The sequence below is a fragment of the Duncaniella muricolitica genome, from assembly GCF_910574735.1.
In the GTDB taxonomy this organism is placed as follows: Bacteria; Bacteroidota; Bacteroidia; order Bacteroidales; family Muribaculaceae; genus Duncaniella; species Duncaniella muricolitica.
On the sequence record NZ_CAJTCF010000036.1, the window covers coordinates 15,035 to 40,517 of the forward strand.

Consider the following 25,483-nt stretch of genomic DNA (forward strand, 5'->3'; position numbering starts at 1 on the left):
AGTATTTTGCCTAAACAAGCCATTCAAATTCATTCGTATTCATTCAGAAACTCAGGTGCTGGTGGCACCACAACCTAAAGCCGAAAGGCGGTGTAAAACACTGAATATCAGCGATATTCGGTGTTTTTCGCATTTTAGGGGTAAGGCAAAACGCTCAATCCACACCAATCCAGCAGGGTAGCAAACGAGATTTGGTGGAGCAAGATTGAAATCCACACCACCCCACGGCTTGCTATCTATCTGCAATCACGCATTTTACAACATTATGCCCAAATTCTTAAAAGGATCCTCTGTGAAGAGATAATCAACAGAACTTTGACAAGGCGGAGCCACTCTGAAAATTTTTTTTGAAAAAATTTCTCCCGGCGGTGGTGTAGAAATCGGTGGAGCCGAAATATCCACTGAACAATCTCCACCGAAACAGCGTTTAGATACTATGTTTCAACGAGTTATTTATCAAAATCTATATCAGTTTTGCTCCACCGCGTCGCAAACCTTTAACACAAGAATTTGGCAATGAGAAGCAAAACCAATTTCCGTGTGTCTTTTTTTCTTAAAAAGACCAAGCTACTCAAGAGCGGAGAAGCCTCTGTGAGTATGCGTATCACTGTGGACGGACAGCGCGTAGAAAATAATATCCGCAAAAGTATCCTTCCCAATCTGTGGGATCAGTCAAAGGAACGTGCGAAAGGCACGAGCAAGACTGCCGTTGACCTCAACCGTTTTATCGAGGAAGCCCGCATCAAAATCCACCAGATAATAACCGAGCTTCAGCAGAACGGCGAGGAAATCACTCCCGCTGTGGTTCAACAGCGTTTCTACGGCATCGGACAGGTTCGCAAACAGGAGCGGACAATCCTTCAAGTAATTCAGGAACACAACGAAGAAGCGGAGAAACTAATCGGCAAGGACTTTGTGAAGATTACCGTCAGACGCTACGAGTCGATGAAGCGTTACCTCTGCGAAATGATAAAGGAGAAATACGATGTGCCCGACCTGCCCCTTTCGGATTTTACCGGCGAGGTAATCCGCGCCTACGAGGTCTATCTCAAAACGGAGAAAGACCTTTGCCAGAACACGCTTATCCGCTACATGAAGGCGTTGAAGAAGATTACAAACCGCTGCATCGCCAACGACTGGATACACAAAGATCCGTTTGCCGGAATTAAATTCCGCGAGGAACCCACCGACCCGGAGTTTCTCACTATCGAGGAAGTCAACCGCATCTATGAATGTGATCCGGGAAGCAAGCGATTGGAGGTGGTGCGTGATATGTTTCTGATGTCGGCGTTCACTGGCCTTGCCTTCACTGATGTTTCCCAGCTTACCGAGGAACATATCGTGACCGACAACGAGGGGAATAAGTGGATACGCAAGCCCCGTCAGAAGACGCGCCAAATGAGCAATATTCCCCTGCTGGATATTCCTCTTGAAATAATAGAGAAATATCGCGGCGACAAGAAGGCGGCGAAAAAAGGTGTGTTGCTCCCCATTCCGAGCAATCAGGTGATGAACCGCTATCTGAAAGAGATTGCCACAATCTGCAAGATTGACAAGTATCTCACCACCCATGTGGCCCGGCACACATACGCCACCGTCTGCCTTTCGCAAGGCGTTAGTCTGAAAAACGTGTCGAAGATGCTCGGACACGCCAGCGTTAAAATGACCGAGCGTTACGCCAGAGTGCTTGACTCATCAATCCTGCGTGACATGAACAGCATCAGGGACACCATGAACCTCGGCAAACCGAAAAAGCAGAAGGTCAAGGAAGAATCAGACAAGGAAGCAATCTGAGCAGTTCTGCATTAAAAGATAAAGGAGATGATATTTCCCACACGGGGTATCATCTCCTTTAATTGTTTCATACCGTTTGAAAGCGGAGAGAGGTGTGGCAGTCAGCCATGAATGGACCAAGACCGCCACGCCACTCTCCGCTTGTTGTTGCAATCCACGGGCATAGACAATGATGTGAAATCATAGACTATGCCTTATCGGGATTGGACTGTGCCATTATCAGTTTTTCAATCATTCTTTTTCAGAGGGTTCAGAACCATCGGCAACACTGACGGTTGCCGGGTCTATATGTTGTTTCGGGCTGTCATATCGGGGGTACCGTTTTCAATCATAGCATCACAATAACAGATGGGCAAGTATAAGTAGCTCGCCTGATTAAACGTATGGCTAAGGAATGTTCATTCAGTCATGGAAAAATCTCCACGCTCCTGCGGAGGTAGTATTTGTTCCTGCCTGCCTGAACATTCCTTTTTTGTCGCCATACGTCATTGAGGCGTCGAGCAACTCATACAGCCACACCGTCATTGGACGCATGGTTAAAAAAAAGTACCCACCGATATGACAGCTACAAAACAACATAGAAATTTAGGTCGAAGCGAAGCTCACCAAACCTCCCATCAATACCGCATAATCAAAGGGTTGGCGAAAGTGGTTGGTTGCATAATCGGCTTAATAGTGGCTCTGATAATGTGGGTTGTAGTCCGACCGATACTCCGAGGTGTGGGGTGGCTAATCTCCATACTGACGATGATAGCGATAATCTATTGGTTAATGACACTCTAAAATATTACGACTATGGCAAACAAGAATGAAAACAAAGGTACTATGGCATTTGCGGACACTATCCGTCACTACCTTGAAAAGAGAGCCGAGAATGACGTGCTTTTCGCCGTCAAGTTCGCAAACCCCTCAAAGTCCGTAGAGGACTGCGTGACCTATATAATCAACGAGGTCAAGAAAAGCGGTTGCAACGGATTTACTGATGATGAGATTTTCGGAAAAGCCGTACACTACTTTGAGGAAAACGAGATAGAGGTGGGCAATCCTATCAACTGCAAAGTGGTGGTAAACCATACGGTAGAGTTGACCGAGGAAGAAAAGGAACAGGCACGACAGGACGCGATAGAACGTCTGCGCCAAGAGGAAATGGCAAAGATGCGCAAGCACTCCCAACCCAAGCCGACCACCGAGAAGAAAACCCAAGATGTTCAACCAAGTCTTTTTGACTTTTAACACCACACCGCTATGACACCCAAGACCAAGATACAGAAAGAGGTTGCAAGACTATCGGCTACCCTCAGCCCAATATCTGACGCTCAGTTTGAATGGGCATACAAACATTGCATCGAACACATTGCCTACCGCACCAAGAATGGCACGATGACTTGCTCCGACTGCGGTCATGTATGGCACAGCAAAAGCACCCTTGCCGATAATCTATGCGGTTGCCGATGCCCAATCTGCGGTTCTGAACTCAAAGTGCAGGAAACACGCAGGCGCACTATGAACCAGACACGATATTTCAGCGTGATAACCACCTGCAAAGGTTTTCAAGTTATCCGTGTGTCGCAAGTTAAATATGTCAGCCGTAAGGGGCAGCCTATGCAGTTTTACTGCCATGAGGTAGTCCAAAGGTGGATTTCTTCCAACGGCAAAGTCACCGATATGGCTCTACTCCGTGGCTTTCCATTCTACTACTGCGATGTATGGGCATTGGACAGCGATATGGAGGTAAGACCGCACAACAGCCTATATGACGAGGTTGTGGCATGGGGCGATGTTTATCCAAGAATGTCAATTCTTCCGCAACTTAAGCGAAATGGCTTCAAAGGCGATTTCCACGGAGTATCTCCCGTGCGTCTTTTCAAGGCTCTCCTTTCCGACCAACGGATTGAAACGCTGATGAAAGCCGGAGAGATTGAGGAAATGAAATACTTTCTCTCCAATCGCACGACTGCCGACAATCTTTGGGCATCGTATCTGATAGCCAAACGCCACCACTATCAAATCAACAATATCGGAATGTGGTGTGACTATCTGATGATGCTGAAGAATTTGGATAAGGATATTCGCAATCCCAAGAACATCTGCCCACAAGATTTTATCGAGGCACACGACCGAGTCAATAGGCTTATTGACGCCAAGAGGGAGAAAGCGAGAGCCGAGCGTGAACGGCAATATGAGATAGAAAGGCGTGAGCGTGAGCAACAGAGGTTACTCAAAGAAAAGGAGAATGAAGATAAGTTCATTGCCTTAAAATCCAAGTTCTTCGGATTGGTAATCACTGACAACGAGTTGACAATCAAAGTGCTTGAAAGCATAGATGAATACTATGAGGAAGGCAGGATGCAGGACATCTGCGTGTTCGGAGCGGGATATTACCGCAAGGAAGACACCCTAATTCTTTCCGCAAGGATTGGCGATGAGATAATTGAAACCGTTGAGGTTGACTTAAAGACCCTCAAAGTGGTGCAGTGCCACGGCAAATACAACAAGGACACCAAATACCACAACCGCATCATCAACCTTGTCAACAACAACGCCAAGCTAATCCGCAAGAGAATGACCGCCTGAATGTTTAATCCGACCTGCGTCAGCATTGGCGCAGGTCACAACACCCCACAAGATATGAACGTGATAATTGAAAGTCTGATATTTGACTTTGACGATAAGATAAGAGCGGTTGTGCTTGACCTCATAAACCGCATATTGCTGACACGCAATGAAACCGAACTGAGGGAAACGGTAGCCGTATGCGCCGAGCGTACCGACCTCAACAAGTTTTTCCTATATGGCTACGGCAAACACCACTTTTGGGTAAAGCAACGCCTTGTCAGCGACCCAGTAAAGACATTCGACCAGCGAATGATGATTGTGAATTTCTAAAACACTTATGAATATGGCAACGAGAATGACCGCCAACGGAGTGAGCACAACCACCGCTCACGGCACTGAACAATACGAAACTTTCTACTCTGCCCATCGTGGCAAGCGGATAAGCCGTGTGATGTACGACTACCGAGATAACTACAACGAGCTGTTCTCTTGTGTCGCTCCCACACTCGCAGAGTGCAGACGCAAACGTGATGAATGGCTCAACAAGAAACATAACACTCAAAATAAAGCACTATGGACAATCAGATAGCAGCAACCATACTCCGACAAATCGGAGGCAAGCGGTTTGTGGCAATGACCGGAAGCCACAACTTCATCAACCTCGGCAACGGATTGAGAATGAGCCTTAGCCGTAACAAGACATCGGCTAACCGTCTTGAAATCATCTATGATGCAGGCGCAGACCTCTACAATGTGAGGTTCTACCGTCTATCGTTCAGCCGCAAGACTTTTGAGGTCAAAATCAAGGACATCAAGACCTATGAAGGTGTCTATTGCGATATGCTTGAGGACATCTTTTCAGATGTGACCGGTATGCACCTTTATATGTAAAGATATTATTTGCCAAATCGTAATATGACAAGTGGCGCGACCCTGTGATAGAGTTGCGCCACTGATTTTGCTGAAAATTTCGGCCGCCCAAAGGCGGCGTTTGGCTTGCATCTTAATTACCGCACATACAGGGCGGCAAACTCGGTCAGCCTACGCTGGTGCAGTTGCTTGTGCCACTTGCCTTTGTAGCGGCAATGGGCGGTGTATTCCTTGAAAATGTTTCTATCGCCACGGCGGAGTTTTTTCAGGATTGAGGATTTGTTGACTACTCCGGGCCCGCAGTTATAGGCTAATGCGCCTAACAGCACGCTGTCTTTGCCGTATTGTGAGTATAGAGCACAGAATTTGCGGAGGTCTTTTCGCAGTAGCGCGTCGGCTTGAGCCTCGGTCAGTTGCACACCTCGGCGATATGGTTCTCCCGGCTGTACGCAATGACCGTAGCCCACATAAGGCTTATCAAAAGCTATGGATAAGCCCTATTATCAAAAGTATAACGTTATCCAAAGCAATATTGACTATGAACATGTATATCATTGCACACCAATTTATCTTTAAGATAATATGTTTGGATAATATTAAACTATTGACACAATTTATGTGTTAAAATGATAAACTTCTAAAATTTACAGCCAAGACCACCTCAATTTCCTCTTTCGATGAACTCATCCGGAATTGTTCAAGACAAATGGATGAATCAGGCTATTCCCCCGGCTGCGTAAAAGTCCACATGCGCCGATGGATACTCCATGTGTTGCCTTACCTTAAAAAGATCGGAGCAACGGCTTATACTTGTGAGATTGGGAGGCGGTTCCTATTTGAGACACTTCCAACACTTACTCCGTCCGCACAAAGACGGTATAAGCGAAGTATCAGAATATTAGATGCATTTTTCCAAACCGGTAACATACCTAAACATGCCAAACGTGTCGCAGAACCCCCATTACCCGGCGAAATAGGAGCTGTCTGCAAAGAATTCCTTGTCTATAAGATAGGACAACGTTGCCGGCTTATTACCGTCGAGAATTATCAGAGACTTCTCTCATACTTTGTGACATCATTAAATGTCAATGGAAAGACCACTTTTGCCCAGATAGAAGAGTCCGACATCATTGCGTTTCTCAATGTGGAGGAATCGAAAAGCAGCCGTCTTAGCACCATGAGGCAATTCTACCGGTATGTATCTAAAAGGCATCCCGACATAAAGGATATGACATATATCTTTGAGTTAATGCATTCGACGAGAACAAGTAGATTGCCATCGACATATGAAAGGGACGAAATTAAGGCCATAGAATCCCATGTTGATCGTAGCGGCCCGATAGGTAAGCGCACATATGCCATGCTCCTCCTTTCCACGAGGCTCGGTTTAAGGATTTCCGACATCATCGGACTTACATTTGACGATTTGGACTGGGACAGATCCATGCTGAATATCATTCAAGCGAAAACAGGTAGAACCGTTGAACTGCCTTTGTTGAAAGATGTCGGAGAGGCGATTGTGTCATATCTGAAAGTAAGACCAAAGACATCAAGCCCCAATATTTTCGTGACTCATGTACTTCCATATACCCCAATGAACCGATCCGGTGCAGCAAGACACATTTCAAATGTGATTGTGGGAAGCAACATACATACCGCCGGACGTAAACACGGGCCTCATTCAATGCGGTTTTCACTTGCGACCCGTCTGCTCCAGCAAGGGACAGGGCTCGTGTGCATCTCTGAAACGTTGGGCCATAGTGGGACTGACGTGACAATGAACTACTTGCGCATAGACATCAATTCATTGACACGTTGTATGCATGATGTGCCACAAGTGGATGATAATTTTTACAATCAATCAAACGGTGGATTTTATGAATGAGAACAGGAAATACACCAGCGTGTTTGCACCGTATCTGGAACGTTTTGTAGCCATGAAGGATGCCGGCGGTCTTAGTCCCCGCAGCGGACTCTATGACGCATTGCGTCTTTTTGACCGATTCGCCACTCAGGAAAGTATCCCTAATGTAGAGCTGAGGGCAGAAACAATAGCCCATTGGGTTGAGAAAACCATGTCCGGGAACAAGCCCGCAACAATATATGAGAAGATTAGCGCCATCGGTCAGTTCTGTAAATATCTTATCAGACTCGGAATAAAATGCGAGGTGCCGGCATATCCCCGCAAACCCAAAAAGACGTATACGCCATATATCTATTCCAGGGAGGAAATACAGAAGATTTTTCGAGCAGCCGACGCCTTACGCCTCGGTTCGTTGCGCTATCATTCAGTAATATTTTCAGTCCCGGTTCTTCTTCGGCTTCTTTACTCGACCGGTATGAGAATCGGAGAGGCGTGCAGCCTGAAGAATTCAGATGTTGATATACAAACGGGTAAGATAACCGTCCGGAATACGAAAAACAGGCAGGAACGCCTACTGCCTATAATCCCTACGCTTCAATATGCAGTAACGCAATATCTTGATTATAGGAGAAAACTACCTGTCAAAAACATAGATAATCCCGACTCTTATTTTTTGGTGAATCTCAGGGGCGATAGGCTACATCCGAGCTGCATAGGCGCATGGTTCCATAAGATACTCAGGGATGCTGACATAAAGTACATACCCGGAATTGGACCGAGGATACACGACCTCCGACACACCTTTGCCGTGCATGCTCTTGACCGGATGGCAAAAGAGGGCCGTGATGTTTACTGCATCCTGCCGGTACTGTCCGTGGCGTTAGGGCACAAATGTGTCACCGACACCGAATATTATGTCAGAATCACCAATCAGGCATATCCAGACTTCTCCGAACTGACCACACCCATATCAGAATACGTATTCCCAACGATAAAAACAATATAGTTTATGAACAGGACAGAAACATATATAGCCAGATACATCGGAAACTTCTTTTCGGTCTATTTGTGTGCCGAGAAAGGTTGCAGTCCCCACACTGTAAGATCTTATGCCAATGCGTTGTCATCATATATTGATTTCATTGAAACGACACAACACATTCGTTCAGAACGTATCACCACGGCGTATGTCACAAAAAAACTTGTGCTTGAATACCTTTCATGGCTTGAGGACAAGAAAAATGTCTCGGTATCAACCCGCAATCAGCGGCTTGCCGCTATCCACTCGTTATGCCGATACCTGCAACGTGTTGATGTGCCTCATATTGACAGATGGCAGGATGTGCTGACCATAAAAACAAAGAAAGGTACTGCCAAGCCCATGTTGTTTCTATCAGTTGACGGAATCAGGCTGTTGCTAAACCAAATTCCAACAGACACAATCAGCCACCGACGAGATCTTGCCATGCTGGCACTGCTCTATGACACAGGGGCGAGGGTCAATGAGCTGGTACTTTTACGTCCCTGCGACCTTCACCTTGAAGAACCGGCGTATCTGGTTCTTCAAGGGAAAGGAAACAAAAACAGGGCGGTGCCTCTGCAAAAGAAGAACGTGGCACTACTGACCGAATACCTTAATGACAACCTTCTGCATCGGCCGGAAATGCAGACGGAACCATTATTTAAAAATAGAGTTGGAGGACGGCTCACATGTGCAGGGGTAACGTATATACTTATGAAATACATCCGAAAGGCTCATTCTGCCAATCCTGATTTAGTTCCTGTGAAACTGTCTCCGCATTGCCTACGTCACACAAGGGCAATGCATCTTTTGCAAGCCGGAGTGAATCTTGTATATATCAGAGATATTCTCGGACATGTCTCAATCCTGACTACTGAAATATATGCCCGTGCGGACTCCAGGCAGAAACGGGAGGCCCTGGAGAAAGCATACAGGGATGTCATCCCCGAGACTTCAGATGATGGATCGAGACCGTCTTGGGAAACAGACAGGAACCTTAAAGAATGGCTTAAAAGGCTTGGTTCCAGAAATCATTAAATAATCAATAGCGATGACGCCTTATCCTGTCAATAAGAATCGCCGGGTTGATGCTTACTCCATCACATTTTAAAGTGATGTGAAGATGGGGACCAGTAGAACGACCAGTGGAACCGGCATTCCCAATCGAATCTCCCGCTAAAACCAAGCTTCCTTCGGACACAAGACACCGGCTTAAATGATAATACTCAAAAGCATACCGACCACTACGGACTATAACATACCGGCCCCTGCTATTATCAAAACCCACCTCGGCAACCACTCCCGCGAACATTGCATATGTCGGTTCTCCGGCAACTGCTTTTAAATCCACGCCATTATGCCATCTGGATTTTTTTGTAAACGGATCTGTACGCCTCCCAAAATGGGATGTAACAATAATCTTTCTCAGTGGAGCTGACAAAATAGATCTTTTCTCTATATGTTTTGACAATGTAAGGGCTGATTTATTATCACAAGAATAACATCCAAAATCCAATGTATAACCATGAGTATAGAAGCTTTTTATATCATTACTTTGGATAACGTTATACTTTTGATAATAGGGCCAGTGTTTCGGGTGGTGCATTGTTTCAAATTTCTTGATTATCAGCACTGCACGTTCAAACAACGGCAACTCCATTATGCTTCTTTTGGTCGCGTGGGCGGGCGTTGCTGCCGCAAGGGTCAGCAACGCCACGAAGAACATCAGTAGTTTTTTCATCGGTTGATCGGGGTTAATGTTCCGGGATTTACGGGCTGGATTGTAACTCCGCCGTTATCGTCACTCTCGCTTTTTCCGTTGAACTCAAAAGTCTGTTCCCACGGTGTCGAGCCGAAATTATCTTCTACGACCACGAGGAATTTGTGTGCGTCGGAAGATTTGGCAGTGTAGTTCAGTCGGAATGTTTTGCTTTCGAGCAGAACACGGTCGTTGTTAACCAGCACCGGACCGTCAACGAGTTTGAGCGTTCCCTCGCCGTCATACTGGAAATAGCGGATTGTGTAGAGGGTGTTGGTGTAGTTACCTTCCGGTTTGATCTCAAAGCGCAGCTCCACGGTCTGCCCCTTGACTATCTTTTCAGCGTAAGGCATTACCTCCACTGTGAAGGGGTAAGACTGTTGCACATCGAGATCGTCAGTGCATGACGAGAGAGTGAACACGAGGGCAAAGAGTGTTGCCCAGAACCCGAAGAACCGGGCGGGAGTAAGGCGCATCGCGCCAATCTTATTGAGAATTGTAGTCATAATTTTTCAGAGTTTTAATTTTGATTTTGTTGATTTTGCTTTTTTCGGAGTGAGCGACATAAGGTAGTCGTTCAGATCCTTGTGTTGAGGATAGAGTGAGGATTTATCCGCCACCTTGTCGCCAAACTCACGTTGTAGTCTGGCGAGTGCTGCACGTCCGGCAACATCATTGTCGAGATAGCATAGCACAAGCGGATAGTGTTGCAGATAAGGTATTGCCTTGTTGAGATTTGACACGGAGTTGAGTACCACGCTGTCGTTACCGTCATTATAGCCAAGTCTTTCCGCCGAAAGAAAGTCTATGAAGCCTTCAAACACGTTGCACCGTGGGTTGCCGTTGGCGATATGCGTGATGTTTTTCGGCGGATATGCTCCCTTGAAAAACGGGTTGCGCAATTCATATCCGTGAGCATTGTTCTCAAAGCCGACGGCATAATACCGTTTGCCATGAAGCGTGTAGTCAACCTGTACGCAGTATCGTTGGGCGATGTCACGGGGTATGCCACGGTCAGCGAGGTAGTTCAGCAGTATCGGCGACTCCAGACGTGATATTTCGACATTCTCAAATGTCGGTTCCTCAACGAATGGCACGGGTTTATAAGGCTTCTCGACCGGCAACTGCATCTTTTGAGCGATGAACTCCGCCCGTCTGATGAAGTCAGTTTCGCCTGTCAGTTCTCCGGCAAGAGTGAATATGTCGCCACCTGCTCCGCTTCCGAAGTCGAACCATAGATTTTTACGCGGGTTGACATGGAACGACGGCTTACGCTCATTGCGGTATGGAGAGTAGAACCACAGTCCTTTGCTGTCGCGTCCTGTCGGCTGATAGCCGAGGTGGTTGAGAAAATCCACCAACGGGATTTGTCTGATAGCGTCGATGTTCATAGGCGCATACCACGTTTGCGTTGCGGTCGTTCCTGTTTTCTTCCCGGATCGTTTGCCGTGACATGATACATTTTCACATCACGAACCTTTTTCATTTCCGAGGCGATGAACAGGTTTAGTTCCGATTTATTGGCACTGCCGATTATCTCATAGGCGAGGTCATATATGCCGCCATACATTTTTTCGGGTTGTGCCTTATCGTACCAACCGTTGGCATCGGTATCCACAACGATATTGCCATTTGCCGAATATGGCGACTCGTAGGTCAGAAGATTATTGTTCCGGTTTATCGGCTCAAATCCCATAGCCTTCATAAATTCTTCAAGAGGAAGATTTTTTATGTCGAGGTCAATCACTGTCATTCCCATAGGCTCATTCGATTATGAATTTGACACCGACACCATACTGAGTATGGAAATGGCCCGTGGAGTTGCCGAACACAAAACGCTCTTTCACGTTGGCAGTCAAGGCAATTTTATCGGAGAGGTAAAAGTCTGCCTGAATGGTCAGTGCGCCGCCATATATGAAGGCATCGCCGTTATGGAGCGTGGATCCGTCGGACAGTACCGACTTACCCCAGTTTACCGTTTCATATCCGCCGATGGCCGACACGCCGCCATAGAGGTGGAAGGTTTGCGAGTAGTCGCTCAGCAGATGCAGGTTGTAGCCGACCTCGCCAGTGAACTCCGCCACAGGGATACGCCCTTTTTCGCCGTATGGCTTGTAGGTCTGGAGATACTCGCCGCCGAAAGTCCATGTGTTGGCGTTGCCTTTGAACACGGAGTAATATACTCCGAAAGAATAGCCGCAGTTGCGGGAGTTGCCGGTATAAAAACCGTCCACCATATTCGCCTTTATTTCCACGGCTGACATTCCGGGGAGGCATCGCTGGGCCATTGCCTGCCCCGTGAAAAGGGCAAGCATGGCAGCGAAAATCATTATCGCTTTTCTCATCGGTTACTGTATGCTTAATTCGTCAATTACGTTGGCTCTCACAATATCATCGTTCTCCACGACAAAAGACTGATGGCGGCCACCTTCCTTTTCGGCGACCTCGATAACGAGCTGCTTATCATCGGGGATTGTGAATTTTTCCAGAGCAAACACGGTTCTTTCAGTGGATTTGCCGTGTACGACAGTCACATAGTTCTGGGCACGGAGCGGTTCAAGCACCTGCTCCTGCATGGCGGTTCGCTTGATAACTTTCTTATCCATAATCTTGAACGACACAAAATCAATGTCGAAAGTGATGTTTGATGTATTCTTCAGTTCGGTGTGGAAATAGAGCAAACCATTATTGGTGTAGATTGATTTGAGAAGGAATTGCACTCCGAAACGCTTGCTGCCGATATGCTTGATTTCTCGTTTGTTCTGCTTGTAGATAGATTTCATAATCAGCTTCACGAGCATCGGCGACTCCTGACAGAGTTTTTCCAGATAGATCTCCTGTGCGTTGTTGGGACGATTGACTGCCTCGCCGTCATGGAGAAAGTCGGTCATCTCGATGTTGAGCAACAGCGGCTCTTTGGCGAATTTCACGTTGAAGCTGTAATATGACCCATCTTCGGTTATTACCGAGAGGTTTGTTTCAGTCTTGAACGACTTGAAAGCCGATTTGACACGCAGCACATTTTTCGCACCGTCGGCAAGTCCGGCGACGAGGTTCTCATTGCCGAGGTCAACATAGACAACCTCCGAGGGGAAGATGATGTGTGTCGTCTTTTCATACGCGACTTCCAGTGCGTGAGGGGGTATCATTCGGTCAAAGCCGACTTTACGGGTTAGACCGTCAAACTTGTCGCCGTCGGTGTAGTTCGCACCGTACACATTCATGTCGTGTTCGGCAACTTCGGTGGTCTGGTCTTCGGTTGAAGACACGTTAACTTTGGTGTTTTTGGCAAAAGCCGGGGTTGCCATGCCTATCACAGCAATGGCTGAAAGAATAAATGTTTTCAATTTCATTATACTTGGAAATTTTTAGTGGTTTTGAATTTAGTTTTGTTCCGGCTGGTGCAGCATGACCTTATAGCCGGCTTTGAGGTGTACTTTTACCTCGCGGACTTTCTTTGTGAGATATGAGCTGACGCCGTTGAGTATGCCACGACCCGCATCTGACACTATCTGCGCTCCCGCATTGGTGGAGATGTTGATTGAACTGCCGACAGTGCTGCCCATGTTTGCTCCAATCTCTTTCAGTGCGTCAGACTCCATTGAGTTGGGTATGTTGATACCCTCCTGACCGTCGGAGTCGAATACCTGCAACTCCACCTCATACACGGAGCCTTCCGACTCGACCGATGAAATCTCAATCTCCAGCCTCTCGCCCTGCAATCGGCTTTCGCCCATTATGATTGTATTGCGTGGCACAAGTCTGTTCCCGACCCACATCGGCTCAGTAAGCCTCAGTCTGACGGGCTGACCGTTGGCGATAGTTTGGTCGTTGGCGACCACTGCGGAAATGGTGTTCTTGCTTGATGTCTTTTGTACTCCGACCGAGGTGTTGAACCCACGGTTGGAAGATGATCCGAGCGATGAAACGACATTGCGGCTGACCTGTGCAACGGGCAGGACATTGCGTTTGCCTTTTTCTTCCTCCTGCGGCTGTGTAGGCTGGTAATTGCCACCGTTGCCATTGCCCATATATTGGGCGGCAAGCTGATAGGAGCGCTCAAGCAACTCCATCTCATCGGGAGATTTGTGGTTGTAGTCCGGCATCGCCTGTTGCATTTCCAGTTCTGCGATACGTTCCTGCAACTCGGCAACCTGCTGTGCCTCGCCTGACGGCTCCGAGATATAAAAGTCTTGTAATGAAGCCTGAGCCTGCTGGTATGCGTCAGCCGATGACTGGATAGCGTCCGGCATATCGGTTGTTGACTGAGTGGCAACCGTATCAAGCGTTGCCGATATGCTTTCGAGCTGGGCCTGCCGGGTTTCCTTCTCCTTATTCTGCGCAGCCTGCTGGTAAGCGGCAATCTTACTGTCCGGAATACCGTCGGTTGTTCCGTCGGGTAGTTCGGTGTTGGCTTTGCCTGCCACCGCTTCATCATCTCCGCTTGGAGCGAATATCAGCCAGATGCACACGAGGCATGACAGGCACAACACGGTATAGACTGCAATCTTCTTTACCCGTTCCCGGTCAGCCGGAGTCTTGGGCGTGAGCCGGTTCCTGAGTTCGTCAATCAGTTTCATGGGCAGCGGAGTCTAATGGTTCGACATTTATTTCCGATGTCATTTCCTCATAAGCCTTGATTTTAATGTCCATGAGTTTCTCATCGGAAATAGTCCTCAGTCCCTTCTGTATGGGGATTGCCTCGATATGCTCAATCTCTAAGGATTGGCGGGCATGACCCGCCCCCATCTTGTAACAGGCATTGCCGAACACGAAGAAAGCGGCGAGTATGAAAGCCGACAGGAGTATTGTCACGACCATCAGCCTCTGGTTACGGGGCAGGTCATCGCACGCCTTCCTGATTTTGGCGACAAGTCGCCCCTTCGGTGTGTGCCATACCTTATTATATAAGGGCGACACGAGGTTTCTGATTTTTAGTTTCATTGAGATAAAGTACGTTTGGTGGTTATCAAATCTTTGTTTTCGAGTATCGTCAGCCCCTCGATCATGAAGCCGTTGGGATTGTCGTCCGAGCGGCCGGTGTTGACAAGGCGGCAATCCGTGACAAGCGACCTTTCCGTCACGTTGCTCTGGCGGATAATCATCTGCCGGGCGTAAGTCCTTATATTGTAGGGATAGTCGTTGAAATTGCAGACTATGCTGTCAACCTGAAGCACCTGAGATATATTACCAGCGATTATGCGGTTGTAGTAGCCTTTCTCCACATAGTCGGAGTAATAGTTGTAGGCACTTTTGTCAGCCAGTGACATGGCGCGGTTGATGTTGTGCTCAATCGCCGACTTGTCGGGCGACAGCGTGAAGAACAGTTCGTGAAAGCGTCGGACGTGTTCACGCGCCTCTGCTGGGCGGTTCTGTTCCATGTCCTGTGATAAGGCGAGCATCAGGCTCTTTCCGTTGTCAAGGACATAGATTTTCTCCCTCTGTTTTTCGGCAAACCGTAAGGACATCATAACCGAGGCTACCGCGACCAGAGCGCAGAGCGATATGACGATTATACCGAACAGTCGGATTTGCCTGAAGGATGTTTCGATGTTTTTTAATGACTTAAATTCCATAATTTTAATTAGTGAATGTTTTTATAAGAATTGGAGTATGTGGCGTATCACATCCACCGTCCAGCCGTTGCCGAGCATTTTATATATCTGCGGTTCGCTGCACACCCATTCATACCAGTCCGGGATTGTCTGAAGCCGGCAGCACTCTTTTGGAGTAAGCCGCCTCAGCACTATGTCGTCGCCGTTGACAATCAGGCATGCCGCTGAGTTGCTCGACGTGGCAAGCAGACAAGGCGCCTTTCCTGACAATACGGGCCTGAACCCTCCGCCAAACTGTGGCGACACGATGGCGCCGGAGATTATCACGGTGGAATCGGTTTTCAACGCGCAGTCCCTTATTGCCTTGCTGCCTTGTACGGCGGACAGCGGAAACCGCTCTATGTCAGGGGATGGACGGATAGTGTGGCTGGAAATCCAGTTCTCAGGACAGAAACAGGAGGCTGGCGTCGTTGCGTAAGTTTCGCAGAAATCATCATCGCGGAACAGATCCATGAAACTCTCTTCCGGTCTGAAATCCTGACTTTCTGATTCATAGGCTATCTGCCTTTCCAGCTTATCTATGTCTTTCCTCGAAAGGAAAAACCGTGCATCAGCCTCATCATCGAGAATATCCCGCAGATACACACCCTTGTCTTCGGGCTGGGGAACAGCCGTCCGTACAGTTTCTCCAAAGAGATGTGGAGTTGACAAGGTAAGTATGTTCGTCCAGTAAAGCCGGAGCCGGTTCTGAGCGGACACAAGCGATGAATTTATCGCCACAGGCTGCAATCCCAGATGGCTGCTTATGACATTTTCATATTCGGCACGCATCCTTACATTTTCCAGAAGGAATTTCACATCAGGGTTATATGCCATGATCTCGTTGAGTATGCGGACGTATTCAAAGAATAGCACGCTTCGCGGGTCTTTGAAATTCATCTGCTTGCCGGCGAAACTGAACCCCTGACACGGAGAACCGCCTATAAGAAGGTCTATGCGGGGCAAATCCGCCGCCGAGATATTGACTACATTTCCCAGTTGTATGGCGTCGGGGAAATTGTGTGCGGTCTGGCGTATGGCAGCCTTGTCAATCTCGGACGCAAAATATTGTTTGACCTTTATTCCGGCTTCCCGCAGGGCGATCGCTCCGCACGACATGCCGTCGAAAAGCGACAGCACTGTCAGGCCGTCGTTGTCCATAGACTTGGATATGCGGCTATTTGAGCAATTTGCCTGCCCGTCCGACGATATTGCCGGCGACACCTCCGGCTATGCTTCCGCCTATTCTGCCTCCGGTCATGGCGGTGCTGTTGATTGAGCGACCGTAACTGCCCATGCCACCTGCCTGAATGATCCAACCGGCGACCGTAGGTATTGTGAAATAGCCGATTATGCCGATAATCATGAAGACGATGTAACAAGTGTTTGAACCATCTAAGTCCGCATTGGGATTGTTCGTCAGTTCAGAAATGTCGTTCTGGAGCATCAGCACCTGTATCTTGGCGAGTATCGTGCTGAACAGGTCGGCGACCGGTAGCCACAGGTATGTCTGAATGTATCGGCATATCCATTGGACGAGTGTATTCTGAAAGCCATCCCAGACGGAGAGCGCAAATGATATGGGACCGAGTATCGCCAGCACAATCAGGAAGAAAGTCCTTATCGTGTCTATCGTCAGCGAGGCAGCCTGAAAGAGCATCTCCAACAGTTCACGGAAGAAATTGGAAATCGCTTTCTTCATCTTGTACATTCCTCGCTCGATATACATTCCGGCGGCTGTGCCGACCTCAGTAATGCCCAGTTCATCAATCTGCCTGTCAAACTCGGCATCATCGACGAGGTAGGCGGTTGACGGGTCACGCATCATCTGTTCATATTCCAGCCTGTCCTTTTCCTCGCGGTATTTCTGCATATCGAGCGTCTGCCCTTCAAGCATACTTGCCGAGCCCTGTACTATCGGCGACATCACTGAGTTGATTGTGCCGAGCACGACCGTCGGAAAGAACATGATGCAGAAGCCTATCACAAAAGGACGGAGCAACGGGAATACCTCAATAGGTTCGGCTCTTGCCAGTGACTGCCAGATACGGTAGGCAACGTAGAACAACGCGCCGAGTCCGGCAATGCCCTGTGCGACTCCCGTCATGTCCTCGCACAAAGGCATCATCTCATCGTAGAGCGACCGGAGTATAGTGTGGAGGTTTGAAAAATCAATGGAGCAAAACATAGGCATCACCAGTATTTTTCAGAACCGTCGCCGTACAGGTTGATTACCCTCTGCGTATCAGCCTTTTTCTTCGCACGGAGATAGGACACCGAAATGTTCTTGTTTGTATAATAGGCGGTCAGGCTTTTAAGCCGTTTCATCTCGTTGTAGCAATCATCTACGACATCCATTCTGTCCTTGTCGGTCATGGAGAGTGTCGTGATGTTCACGACCTGTTTGAGGTCGTTGAGCACGCCGGTTGCATCTTCGAGTATCCTCGTGTAGCCGGAGGCTATTGCCGACAGTTCCGCCGATGTGTAGTTCGGGTCGGTCAGCATCTTCTTGTAGTTGTTCACATAGTAGCCGGATATGTCGCCGAGCATCAGAACTGTCTGCTGCACCTTGCGGGCATCGCGGACGAGGTTGTTGACCGCTTGCAGTGCATCATAATATTTCTTCGCCTGCTGGTAGATCTTCACGGTTTCCTGAAAATTCGACACCATATTTTTTGCGGTGGTTGACTCCTGCACCAGCGACTTTGACGAGTTGACTATGCTTTGGGCAATGTTGGACGGATCTATGACCGTCCATTGGGCTTTCGCCCTGCCGGTTCCGAGGAACAGGCATAGGGCGATAAGCGGAATTATAATTTTTATTTGTTTCATCTATAACTTTGGATTAGTGAGTTATCTGATTTTGTGAGCCATGCCCACGATTAGTTTTGCGGTAAATATCAGTAGTCTGAGAACTATCATCAGGAGGCCCGCGAGGGCAATGACAATCCCTGACGCAACATTTGCCGCGACTCTTGAAAATTTCATACATAATCTGATTTGTGGTTGTTAATGGTCGCGTCTTTCAGACGCTAATTGCCGGATAGCCATCTCAATATCACCGCCAAGTTGGGCGGCGCGGTTGAGCACATGAATTTTCTCCGTTTCTTCGGTGGTGTAGCAGAGATATTCCTCCGGCGACACCTCAGTGGCATACACGGCTGATTGTGTTCCGCCAAGTCCAATCCATACCTCTTTGTAAAGTCGGTTCGGGTTATTCGCCATGTTGATACTGAGTATCTGCGCTTTCTCTTTGTCGGTCAAGCCGAGCAACTCCTGTATCTGGTCGAAGCGGTTCATGTACTTGCGCTGGTCGAGAAGTATCTTGCAGTCGGAGTTGTTGATGATTGTTTCCTTGACAATCGGCGACGAAATTATGTCGTCAACCTCCTGTGTCACAACCACAGCCTCGCCGAAATACTTACGGACGGTCTTGAACATATAGCGCATATACTCAGCCATGTTAGCCGTTGACAACGCTTTCCACGCTTCCTCGCAGATTAGCATCTTGCGGACACCTTTCAAGCGGCGCATCTTGTTGATGAAGGCTTCCATTATGATGATTGTCACAATGGGGAACAATTCCTTGTTATCTTTCACGGCGTCAATCTCGAATACAACAAACCTCTTGTTTAGCAGGTCAATGTTCTCCTTTGAGTTGAGCAGGAAGTCAAAGCGTCCGCCGTGGTAATACTGGCGTAGGGTCGTCAGGAAATTGTCAATATCGAAATCTTGTTTGTAAATCGGGATAAGACGGTTCGCCATTTCCGCTCGGTAATCATCGCGCATGAACTCGTAGAAGGAGTTGAAGCAGGGAACGATGTTCCGGTCAGTTTTCATCTTGTCAAGGAACATGGAGAGTGCCGAGCCAAGTTCGCCGCTTTCGGTTTTGCTTATGCGGTCGTCCTCCGACTTCCACAGCGTCAGTAGCAGTGTCTTGATGCTGTCCTTTTTCTCCACGTCGAACACCCCGTCATCAGTGAAAAACGGATTGAATGAAATCGGTTTTTCCTCGGTGTAGGTGTAATATATGCCGTCCTCGCCGTGGGTTCGGTTGTGGATCAGGTTGCACAGCCCTTCGTATGAATTGCCGGTGTCAATCAGAAGCACATGGGCTCCTTGCTCGTAATATTGGCGCACCAAGTGGTTAGTGAAGAATGACTTTCCGCTACCCGACGGGCCAAGTATGAACTTGTTTCGGTTGGTAGTTATGCCACGCTTCATCGGTTCATCGGAAATATCCAAGTGGACAGGCTTTCCCGTAAGACGGTCAACCATCTTTATGCCGAATGGAGAGAGGCTACTGCGGTAGTTGGTTTCGGCAGTGAAGAAGCACACGGCAGGCTCAATAAAGGTGTAAAAACTTTCCTCGGCTGGAAAATCAGCCTCGTTGCCGGGCATCGCCGCCCAGAACAGTGTCGGGCAGTCGATAGTGTTGTGCCTCGGCATACAACCCATTGTCGCCAACTGTCCGCCGACATCGTTCTTGATCCTTCGCAGTTCTTCGGCATCATCGCTCCACGCCATGATGTTGCAGTGGCAGCGCACCGAGGTCAGACTGTAAGAATGTGCCTCGTTGAGATAGCGGTCAATCCACTCCTTGTTGATAGCGTTGCTACGGCTGTACTTTGACAGAGAGTTCATGTTGCGTGCCGTTTTCTCAAAACGGGCAAGGTTCTCATCGTGGTCGTCAATCAGCACATACTGGTTGTAGATGTGGTTGCACGGCAGAAGCAATCCGACGGGAGAGGCAAAACTCAACCTACAATCCGAGCGGTCAGTTGACAGACGCTCATATCGGTTGTCGGTGCTGACTTTGCCGGGCAGGTCGTCGGTGTCGGAAAGGGTGTGCAGACATAGCATCTTGTCGCCGATGCGCATCTCCTTTGCCGACAGGTCAATATCTTCAAGGCAGTTGACATCGCCCATAGATAGCGACATATACCTTTCGATTATGCCGGAGGTCGTTTCAGTGCCGACAATCTCATCGTCGGACAATCGGCGCAGCTTGATATAGCCGGTGTCGTTGATTATGCGCTCGAACTGTTCAACTGACTCCATGAATTTAACAACCATCTCATGATTGAGTTCCTTCGGAGTGATACGTCCTCGGCAGAGGGTTGAGAAATTGCTCTGCTGGCGCATACGCTCCTTTGTCGTCTTTGTCAGGAACAGGTAGCACTTGTGAGCCAAGTACGGACGCTCATTGAAATGGCGTTCAAACGAGCGGTCAAGAAAACTCAAATCGTCTTTTTGTAACTCCGGCTTATAGTTCTCAGCCATAAACCAGTCCTGCTTATGTACCACGGAGAAGTGCGGTAGCACCTTTATCGCCTTGCACCATGCGGCGTGCATGGCCTCATACTCCTGACTTGTGACCGTAAACAGTTCCGGGAGGCCCACCTCAAAGGCCACGGTTATATCCGCGTCCTTTGAGATGATGCAACCGTGTTCAACCGCCAACAACGGCAGTTTGCTTTCGAGGGTCGTTGCTTTAAGTGTATTCCTCATTTTCTTCCTTTAATTAAGCGGGTTATGCGCAGACGGTTGATTATGTATCGCGGATGATACTTTGACGCCGACAGTTTCATCAGTCCATGTTCGCCATACTTGGCGTTGAGATGAAATGTGAGCCAGACAAGGATTGATGTGGCGATGACACCGAAGCCTATGCAGAACCATTGCGATATTCCGACGATATACATGATGACGAACACCACGAACATTGCAAGCAATCCGCCGGCGAAGATGAACAGATACTGGGCTTTCAATCCTTTGTACTCAACCGAGCGTCCGATACCCTTATTTATCTGATACTCGGACATTAGAGGAAGAATGAACGGAGAATGGTGGCGGCAACGATAAGGAAGATGCAAGCACCGAACCACGACGCGGCGGTCTTGCTGGTGTCGGGGTCGCCGCTCGACCACTTGGAGTAAACCTTGATGCCGCCGATAAGTCCGACCACCGCGCCGATGGCATACACCAGTTTGGTGCCGGGGTCGAAATACGAACTTACCATTGATGTGGCTTCGTTGATACCTGCCATGCCGTTTCCGGCAGCGAATGAGTTAGTTACTGTGGCTGCAATAAGCAGCAGAGTGAAAAGTTTTCTTTTAATCATGTTTTTGTTTCAGTTTTTGAAGCATAGGACAGCCCCAACCGCTCCGATTGGAGCAGCCCACACTTCGGGTTAAAAATTGGGTTGGATTTTGTCTTTGCAGACTTGGATTAGTGGTTGCCGACTATTTTTTCAGGAGGTCGGCGGGATTGAAATCGTCAATGTTCTTGGCGATCTCGATGGTTGTTTTCCGGCGTGTTATACTTACCGGCTTTTCGCCTGTCTTGTCGGCTATGTCCAGACGGCAGCTTTCCCTGCAACACCTCATCACGTTTTGCAGAATGTCCGCATCATCGGAAAAATGCTCCATGAAATTGGTGTCGGTCAGTGTTATCAGCACCCGTCCGGCTTTCGCCTTTTCTTCGGGAGTGGCGGCAGGGTTGGCGGCTGTTTCCATTGATTTCTCAATGTCGTCCAGTGTCGCGCCGCTTGCCGACGGAGGCGAAACGGTTTCAGGCTCAACGTCCTCTATCCGGACATCGGTAAAGGCGGCTTTCTCCTGTTCGCGTGTCATGCGGTTGTCCTTTGCCGGATTGTCAACGGCCTCGGCGTCGCGGGCAATTTCCTCTTGAGTGGGAGCGTCATCGGTGTTGGCAAACTCCACATCTTTGAGCCTGACATCGCCCTCAATGCGGTCGAGCAGCTGGATCACCCGGTCAAACCGCTGTTCAATTTCCTCAAACCGCTCGTCAAATTCCTCTATGCGGAATTTGCTCTTGCCAACGGTAGCCTGCGGTGTCGGGGGCTCTTTCGCTGTTTCAGCCTCGGTTGGTTGCGGTTGCTCAGGCGGCTTTGCCTGCGGTGGACTGGCTTTCTGATTATTGTCGCGCATCAGATAGAGAAGGAAGCCGACATTTGTCAGTGCAACGGTTCCCAGCAAAAAGATTGATACTCCTGTCATAGAGCCACCGTCTTTTCGCCCTCGAAGGACAGTTCGTTGATTACATCTCGGTTTTCCACCAGATGATTGATAAGGATATTGGTGACGTATGCCCCGATTGTCAGCCCCTCCACATCGTAGAGGGCAATCAGTTTGGACAGTTTGTTAACCAGTTCACGGGGAACGAATATCCCCTTGCGTGCGCCGACATTGGAAGGTGTGAGGTACTCATCGGCATACGCCTTTACCTTCTCTTTATCCGGGGTAAAAGTCGGCTCCACCCCGCAGACCTTGTTGCAAGTGCGAAGGTCACAGAATTTTGTTTTCTCCATATTTTCTCAGTTAGAATTTTGACGGGCATTTTTCGGCTATGCCCTGAATTAGCGGATAACATTGCTTGAAGTGTTCCGTAAGGACTGCATCGACATAAGCAGCCATGTTGAGTCTTACACCGAACATTGAGAATATATCCTTTATCATTTCCCGGTAATCCTCTCGCACGACTATCGGGTTGCCGTTACGATTGACCTGACCGAATGACACATTGCCGATGTAAGTCTTGACATAGTTGCCTTCTTCCTCGGTCATGTTCATTTCCGATACTTTCTTCAGAAGAAAATCGGAAGACTCTCCGATGCGTCTTTTGCGCCTTGTTTCAACCGGCTCTTTCTGTTTAGGCTTTTTCTCCGGTGCCGTAGCAGCGGCTGGTGCTACATCGGATGCCGTGTGATAAGTCGGAACGGCTGACTCCCGGACGGATTGGATAAAGCTGTCCGCATCAAAGTCGGTTACTTGTTTTCTTGCCATAACCTATACTTTTATGATATTACGGATTTCGGATACCAGTTCTTCAAGGTTCGAGCCTTTCAGCAGACGCTTGTCAGGCGGCAGCATGGTTGAGCGGAATAATCCGACATTTCCGGTTTCACGCCCGTCTTTCTCAAACTTGTTGCTTTTTACAAGTACGGTGTCGAGTGAGTCAAGTCCCATCTTCTCAATGTAGTCGTCAATAATCTCACATAAACGGGATTTCTCGCGGGTGTTGATTTTGTTCCAGACGAGGTGCATCTCCTTTACATTCGTCACTTGAGTAGTCATCATTTTGTTCTTCACATTGTTGGCGAATGAAATGGAACTTGCCATTTCTCCGGTTTCTGTCGTGATCGGAACAAACAGATAATCCATGTTTGCAATTAGATTCACGATGTCGTGGTCGTTGATTGTTCCGGTAATGTCGAAGAAGATGACCTGCGGTGTGTTCCCGGCTTTCAGGAAATTGTCTGTCACCGCTATTGCATCAGCTGGAGAGGTCAGCAAAATTTCATAAGGCTTTTGCTTGAACTGAGAGTAGAATTTGTGGCACACTCTTTTCAGATACGGGTTCTCCTTTGTAACCATAAGGTCATGTTCGCGGTAAACATTCAGCGAGTGTTGGGTGCTGTCACAGTCCACCGCCGCGACTTCGATGCCCTCAACGTAGTACAGGTAACTCGCTACGAGAGCAGTCAGAGTCGACTTGCCAACGCCACCTTTCTGAGTGGCGAAGGCGACATAAATTGGGTCGCTCATAATAAAATGGGGATTTGAGTTATTGAATAGTGCGGTGCAGTTTCACCATACGCCCGGCTTGATAACCATGTCCGGGTCTGAAAACTCCGTGATTGGAGTATGTATATTCGTACACAGGTAGATAAATACGTTCATATCCATACACATACACATTTATGTACGTATGTTTCTATCTATGTATCGCCATACCTACAAATGTATCTCCGTATGTACGTATGTATATATGTATATACAGATGTAAGTATGTAGATGCAGAGGTATAGATGTATATATGTGGATACGAATGTATGAATATATGAATGTCTGTATCTATGTAGATTTCATCATTCGGTATCGGCATTGGTATCTCAGCCTCTGTGCAAGTAAAACGATGATAGTACGCAAAAAGATTATTGATTACCAGCGATTTCCCACGGTTACACACCGATTACCCAATATTACCCAACTTTTGTTTTTTGAAAATCCGAAATGGCTTTTACGATTGTTATAGAGTCAAGGAAATGCAAAGGCGTACACACCTGATGCGACATCGTACCGCAACCATATATAGTAGGTGCTGACGATTAAAAAAGCGCCATTCATGTGGAGTAGTACACTATTAGTACACCTTTTCCTATAATATCCCACACATATCATTCCGATTATCAGTTCAGGATGTTCAAACGAACATTGCAAGGTATGTTTTACGCAGCACAAAATTGAATTTGCTGCATAAAACCCTTGCCATGTGCATGGAGCCAGCGGTTACTCCAAAGTCATAACCGCCAAGATAAAAACCTGCGGTTGGCAGTTTCCAACCACCACTAATTCCATCTTATTTATGAAACAAAACTTTAAGAAAGCCGGGCGTCACCCCAAGATTGACGCCACGGTGTTCCGCTGCTCGGTCAATTTCTCTGCGGCGGAGAAAGCCCGTTTGCTTGATATGCACGAGCAATCGGGAGTGGAATCATTGTCTGCGTTTATCAAAATGCAGTTGTTCGGCAAGCCATTCAAGGTGTTTATCGTTGATGAGAACACACGGATTTTCATTGACAAGCTATCGGCGTTCAATTCCCATTACCGCACTATCGGAGTAGAATATGACACCATGGTAAAGACACTCCGTGAGAATTTCACTGAAAAGAAAGCGATGGCTGCTCTCTACAAACTGGAGAAGATTACCATCGAGCTTGTGAAACTGAACCGTGAGATTGTCGCTCTCGCAAATAAATTCGACGAGCGATGGTTGCAAAAATCTCTTTAGGCAACTCCCTTTACGGAGCTTTGGTTTACAACGGCGAAAGTGCGTCCGTAATGGTCGCATAACAAATACCTCTTTGGCAAGAGGTTAGATAAGTGTTCCAAATAACAATAGTTCGTTAAAAAATTATTCATAGGCTAAGCGGCATCTACCGCCAAGCCAAGGAGTTCTTTGACAAGTTTAGCATTTAAAGTCTTGTTCGGGTCAATTCC

The 25,483-nt window shown here is 47.9% G+C and carries 29 protein-coding genes and 2 pseudogenes; 10 read left to right on the forward strand and 21 right to left on the reverse strand.

What is annotated here, in order from left to right; genetic code table 11:
* Positions 1–516: 516 nt before the first annotated feature.
* Positions 517–1,794 (forward strand): site-specific integrase, encoded by a 1,278-nt coding sequence (locus QGT73_RS09265; protein WP_068959864.1) that lies wholly within the window; start codon positions 517–519, stop codon positions 1,792–1,794.
* A 402-nt stretch (positions 1,795–2,196) separates the two neighbouring features.
* Here QGT73_RS09265 and QGT73_RS09270 read toward each other — a convergent pair whose 3' ends face one another.
* A complete protein-coding gene (locus QGT73_RS09270; protein WP_255563928.1) occupies positions 2,197–2,328 on the reverse strand; it encodes a hypothetical protein in 132 nt (43 codons plus the stop codon).
* Positions 2,329–2,589: 261 nt separating this feature from the next.
* On the opposite strand from QGT73_RS09270, the gene QGT73_RS09275 reads away from it, so the two are divergent.
* From QGT73_RS09275 to QGT73_RS09295, 5 genes are read left to right on the forward strand one after another with little or no spacing between them, the layout of a single operon-like run.
* Complete coding sequence (locus QGT73_RS09275) at positions 2,590–3,027, forward strand: PcfK-like family protein (protein ID WP_148464620.1); 438 nt, start codon at positions 2,590–2,592, stop codon at positions 3,025–3,027.
* A 12-nt stretch (positions 3,028–3,039) separates the two neighbouring features.
* A complete protein-coding gene (locus tag QGT73_RS09280) occupies positions 3,040–4,368 on the forward strand; it encodes a PcfJ domain-containing protein (RefSeq protein WP_148464621.1) in 1,329 nt (442 codons plus the stop codon).
* A gap of 54 nt (positions 4,369–4,422) precedes the next feature.
* On the forward strand, positions 4,423–4,680 hold the full coding sequence (locus QGT73_RS09285) for a hypothetical protein (protein ID WP_148464622.1): 258 nt from the start codon (positions 4,423–4,425) through the stop codon (positions 4,678–4,680).
* A gap of 13 nt (positions 4,681–4,693) precedes the next feature.
* Positions 4,694–4,939 (forward strand): DUF3873 domain-containing protein, encoded by a 246-nt coding sequence (locus QGT73_RS09290; RefSeq protein ID WP_148464623.1) that lies wholly within the window; start codon positions 4,694–4,696, stop codon positions 4,937–4,939.
* Positions 4,924–5,241, forward strand: coding sequence for a hypothetical protein (locus QGT73_RS09295; protein WP_148464624.1), 318 nt, complete (start codon positions 4,924–4,926; stop codon positions 5,239–5,241). The genes QGT73_RS09290 and QGT73_RS09295 overlap by 16 nt, the downstream gene beginning before the upstream one ends.
* A 116-nt stretch (positions 5,242–5,357) precedes the next feature.
* On the opposite strand, the pseudogene QGT73_RS09300 reads toward QGT73_RS09295, so the two are convergent.
* Positions 5,358–5,693: pseudogene (locus QGT73_RS09300) on the reverse strand (glycoside hydrolase family protein); the annotation flags it as partial.
* Positions 5,694–5,926: 233 nt separating this feature from the next.
* Here QGT73_RS09300 and QGT73_RS09305 point away from each other — a divergent pair.
* From QGT73_RS09305 to QGT73_RS09315, 3 genes are read left to right on the forward strand one after another with little or no spacing between them, the layout of a single operon-like run.
* A complete protein-coding gene (locus QGT73_RS09305; RefSeq protein ID WP_123476830.1) occupies positions 5,927–7,105 on the forward strand; it encodes a tyrosine-type recombinase/integrase in 1,179 nt (392 codons plus the stop codon).
* Positions 7,098–8,090, forward strand: a complete 993-nt coding sequence (locus QGT73_RS09310) for a tyrosine-type recombinase/integrase (protein ID WP_160899848.1) — start codon at positions 7,098–7,100, stop codon at positions 8,088–8,090. The genes QGT73_RS09305 and QGT73_RS09310 overlap by 8 nt, the downstream gene beginning before the upstream one ends.
* Positions 8,091–8,093: 3 nt before the next feature.
* A complete protein-coding gene (locus QGT73_RS09315) occupies positions 8,094–9,143 on the forward strand; it encodes a tyrosine-type recombinase/integrase (RefSeq protein WP_123476834.1) in 1,050 nt (349 codons plus the stop codon).
* Positions 9,144–9,147: 4 nt separating this feature from the next.
* On the opposite strand, the gene QGT73_RS09320 is transcribed toward QGT73_RS09315, so the two are convergent.
* The 19 genes and pseudogenes from QGT73_RS09320 to QGT73_RS09410 form a co-directional block, all read right to left on the reverse strand.
* The gene (locus QGT73_RS09320; RefSeq protein ID WP_148464675.1) at positions 9,148–9,846 is read right to left on the reverse strand and encodes a M23 family metallopeptidase; all 699 of its coding nucleotides are present in this window, start codon (positions 9,844–9,846) and stop codon (positions 9,148–9,150) included.
* Positions 9,843–10,340, reverse strand: a complete 498-nt coding sequence (locus tag QGT73_RS09325; protein WP_280122291.1) for a DUF3872 domain-containing protein — start codon at positions 10,338–10,340, stop codon at positions 9,843–9,845. The genes QGT73_RS09320 and QGT73_RS09325 overlap by 4 nt, the downstream gene beginning before the upstream one ends.
* A 36-nt stretch (positions 10,341–10,376) precedes the next feature.
* Positions 10,377–11,255 carry a toprim domain-containing protein gene (locus QGT73_RS09330; RefSeq protein WP_148464224.1) on the reverse strand — a complete coding sequence of 293 codons (879 nt, stop codon included), beginning with the start codon at positions 11,253–11,255 and terminating at the stop codon, positions 10,377–10,379.
* Entirely contained in the window at positions 11,252–11,623 is a 372-nt protein-coding gene (locus QGT73_RS09335) for a hypothetical protein (RefSeq protein ID WP_148464225.1), read from the reverse strand. The genes QGT73_RS09330 and QGT73_RS09335 overlap by 4 nt, the downstream gene beginning before the upstream one ends.
* 4 nt (positions 11,624–11,627) lie before the next feature.
* On the reverse strand, positions 11,628–12,209 hold the full coding sequence (locus QGT73_RS09340) for a conjugal transfer protein TraO (protein WP_148464226.1): 582 nt from the start codon (positions 12,207–12,209) through the stop codon (positions 11,628–11,630).
* Positions 12,210–12,212: 3 nt separating this feature from the next.
* Positions 12,213–13,064, reverse strand: a pseudogene (gene traN, locus QGT73_RS09345) (conjugative transposon protein TraN); the annotation flags it as partial.
* Between the two features lie 183 nt (positions 13,065–13,247).
* The gene (traM, locus tag QGT73_RS09350) at positions 13,248–14,444 is read right to left on the reverse strand and encodes a conjugative transposon protein TraM (protein ID WP_148464227.1); all 1,197 of its coding nucleotides are present in this window, start codon (positions 14,442–14,444) and stop codon (positions 13,248–13,250) included.
* Positions 14,431–14,808, reverse strand: a complete 378-nt coding sequence (locus tag QGT73_RS09355; protein ID WP_148464228.1) for a TraL conjugative transposon family protein — start codon at positions 14,806–14,808, stop codon at positions 14,431–14,433. Before QGT73_RS09355 ends, traM begins: the two co-directional genes overlap by 14 nt.
* Positions 14,805–15,440 carry a conjugative transposon protein TraK gene (gene traK / locus QGT73_RS09360; protein ID WP_148464229.1) on the reverse strand — a complete coding sequence of 212 codons (636 nt, stop codon included), beginning with the start codon at positions 15,438–15,440 and terminating at the stop codon, positions 14,805–14,807. Before traK ends, QGT73_RS09355 begins: the two co-directional genes overlap by 4 nt.
* 21 nt (positions 15,441–15,461) lie before the next feature.
* Positions 15,462–16,619 carry a DNA (cytosine-5-)-methyltransferase gene (dcm, locus tag QGT73_RS09365; protein ID WP_280122290.1) on the reverse strand — a complete coding sequence of 386 codons (1,158 nt, stop codon included), beginning with the start codon at positions 16,617–16,619 and terminating at the stop codon, positions 15,462–15,464.
* 16 nt (positions 16,620–16,635) lie between these two features.
* Positions 16,636–17,634, reverse strand: a complete 999-nt coding sequence (gene traJ, locus QGT73_RS09370) for a conjugative transposon protein TraJ (protein WP_148464243.1) — start codon at positions 17,632–17,634, stop codon at positions 16,636–16,638.
* A gap of 17 nt (positions 17,635–17,651) precedes the next feature.
* Complete coding sequence (locus tag QGT73_RS09375) at positions 17,652–18,290, reverse strand: DUF4141 domain-containing protein (protein WP_148464231.1); 639 nt, start codon at positions 18,288–18,290, stop codon at positions 17,652–17,654.
* Positions 18,291–18,467: 177 nt separating this feature from the next.
* The gene (locus tag QGT73_RS09380; RefSeq protein ID WP_148464232.1) at positions 18,468–20,969 is read right to left on the reverse strand and encodes a TraG family conjugative transposon ATPase; all 2,502 of its coding nucleotides are present in this window, start codon (positions 20,967–20,969) and stop codon (positions 18,468–18,470) included.
* Positions 20,966–21,283 carry a DUF4133 domain-containing protein gene (locus QGT73_RS09385; protein WP_148464233.1) on the reverse strand — a complete coding sequence of 106 codons (318 nt, stop codon included), beginning with the start codon at positions 21,281–21,283 and terminating at the stop codon, positions 20,966–20,968. Before QGT73_RS09385 ends, QGT73_RS09380 begins: the two co-directional genes overlap by 4 nt.
* Positions 21,283–21,582, reverse strand: coding sequence for a DUF4134 domain-containing protein (locus QGT73_RS09390; protein WP_148464234.1), 300 nt, complete (start codon positions 21,580–21,582; stop codon positions 21,283–21,285). Before QGT73_RS09390 ends, QGT73_RS09385 begins: the two co-directional genes overlap by 1 nt.
* 121 nt (positions 21,583–21,703) lie before the next feature.
* Positions 21,704–22,480, reverse strand: coding sequence for a hypothetical protein (locus tag QGT73_RS09395; protein WP_148464235.1), 777 nt, complete (start codon positions 22,478–22,480; stop codon positions 21,704–21,706).
* Complete coding sequence (locus tag QGT73_RS09400; protein WP_148464236.1) at positions 22,477–22,791, reverse strand: DUF3408 domain-containing protein; 315 nt, start codon at positions 22,789–22,791, stop codon at positions 22,477–22,479. Before QGT73_RS09400 ends, QGT73_RS09395 begins: the two co-directional genes overlap by 4 nt.
* 10 nt (positions 22,792–22,801) lie before the next feature.
* Positions 22,802–23,266 (reverse strand): DUF3408 domain-containing protein, encoded by a 465-nt coding sequence (locus QGT73_RS09405; protein WP_148464237.1) that lies wholly within the window; start codon positions 23,264–23,266, stop codon positions 22,802–22,804.
* Positions 23,267–23,269: 3 nt separating this feature from the next.
* Entirely contained in the window at positions 23,270–24,028 is a 759-nt protein-coding gene (locus QGT73_RS09410; RefSeq protein ID WP_148464238.1) for a ParA family protein, read from the reverse strand.
* An 820-nt stretch (positions 24,029–24,848) separates the two neighbouring features.
* Here QGT73_RS09410 and mobA point away from each other — a divergent pair.
* Entirely contained in the window at positions 24,849–25,274 is a 426-nt protein-coding gene (mobA, locus tag QGT73_RS09415) for a conjugal transfer protein MobA (protein WP_148464239.1), read from the forward strand.
* Positions 25,275–25,483: the final 209 nt, after the last annotated feature.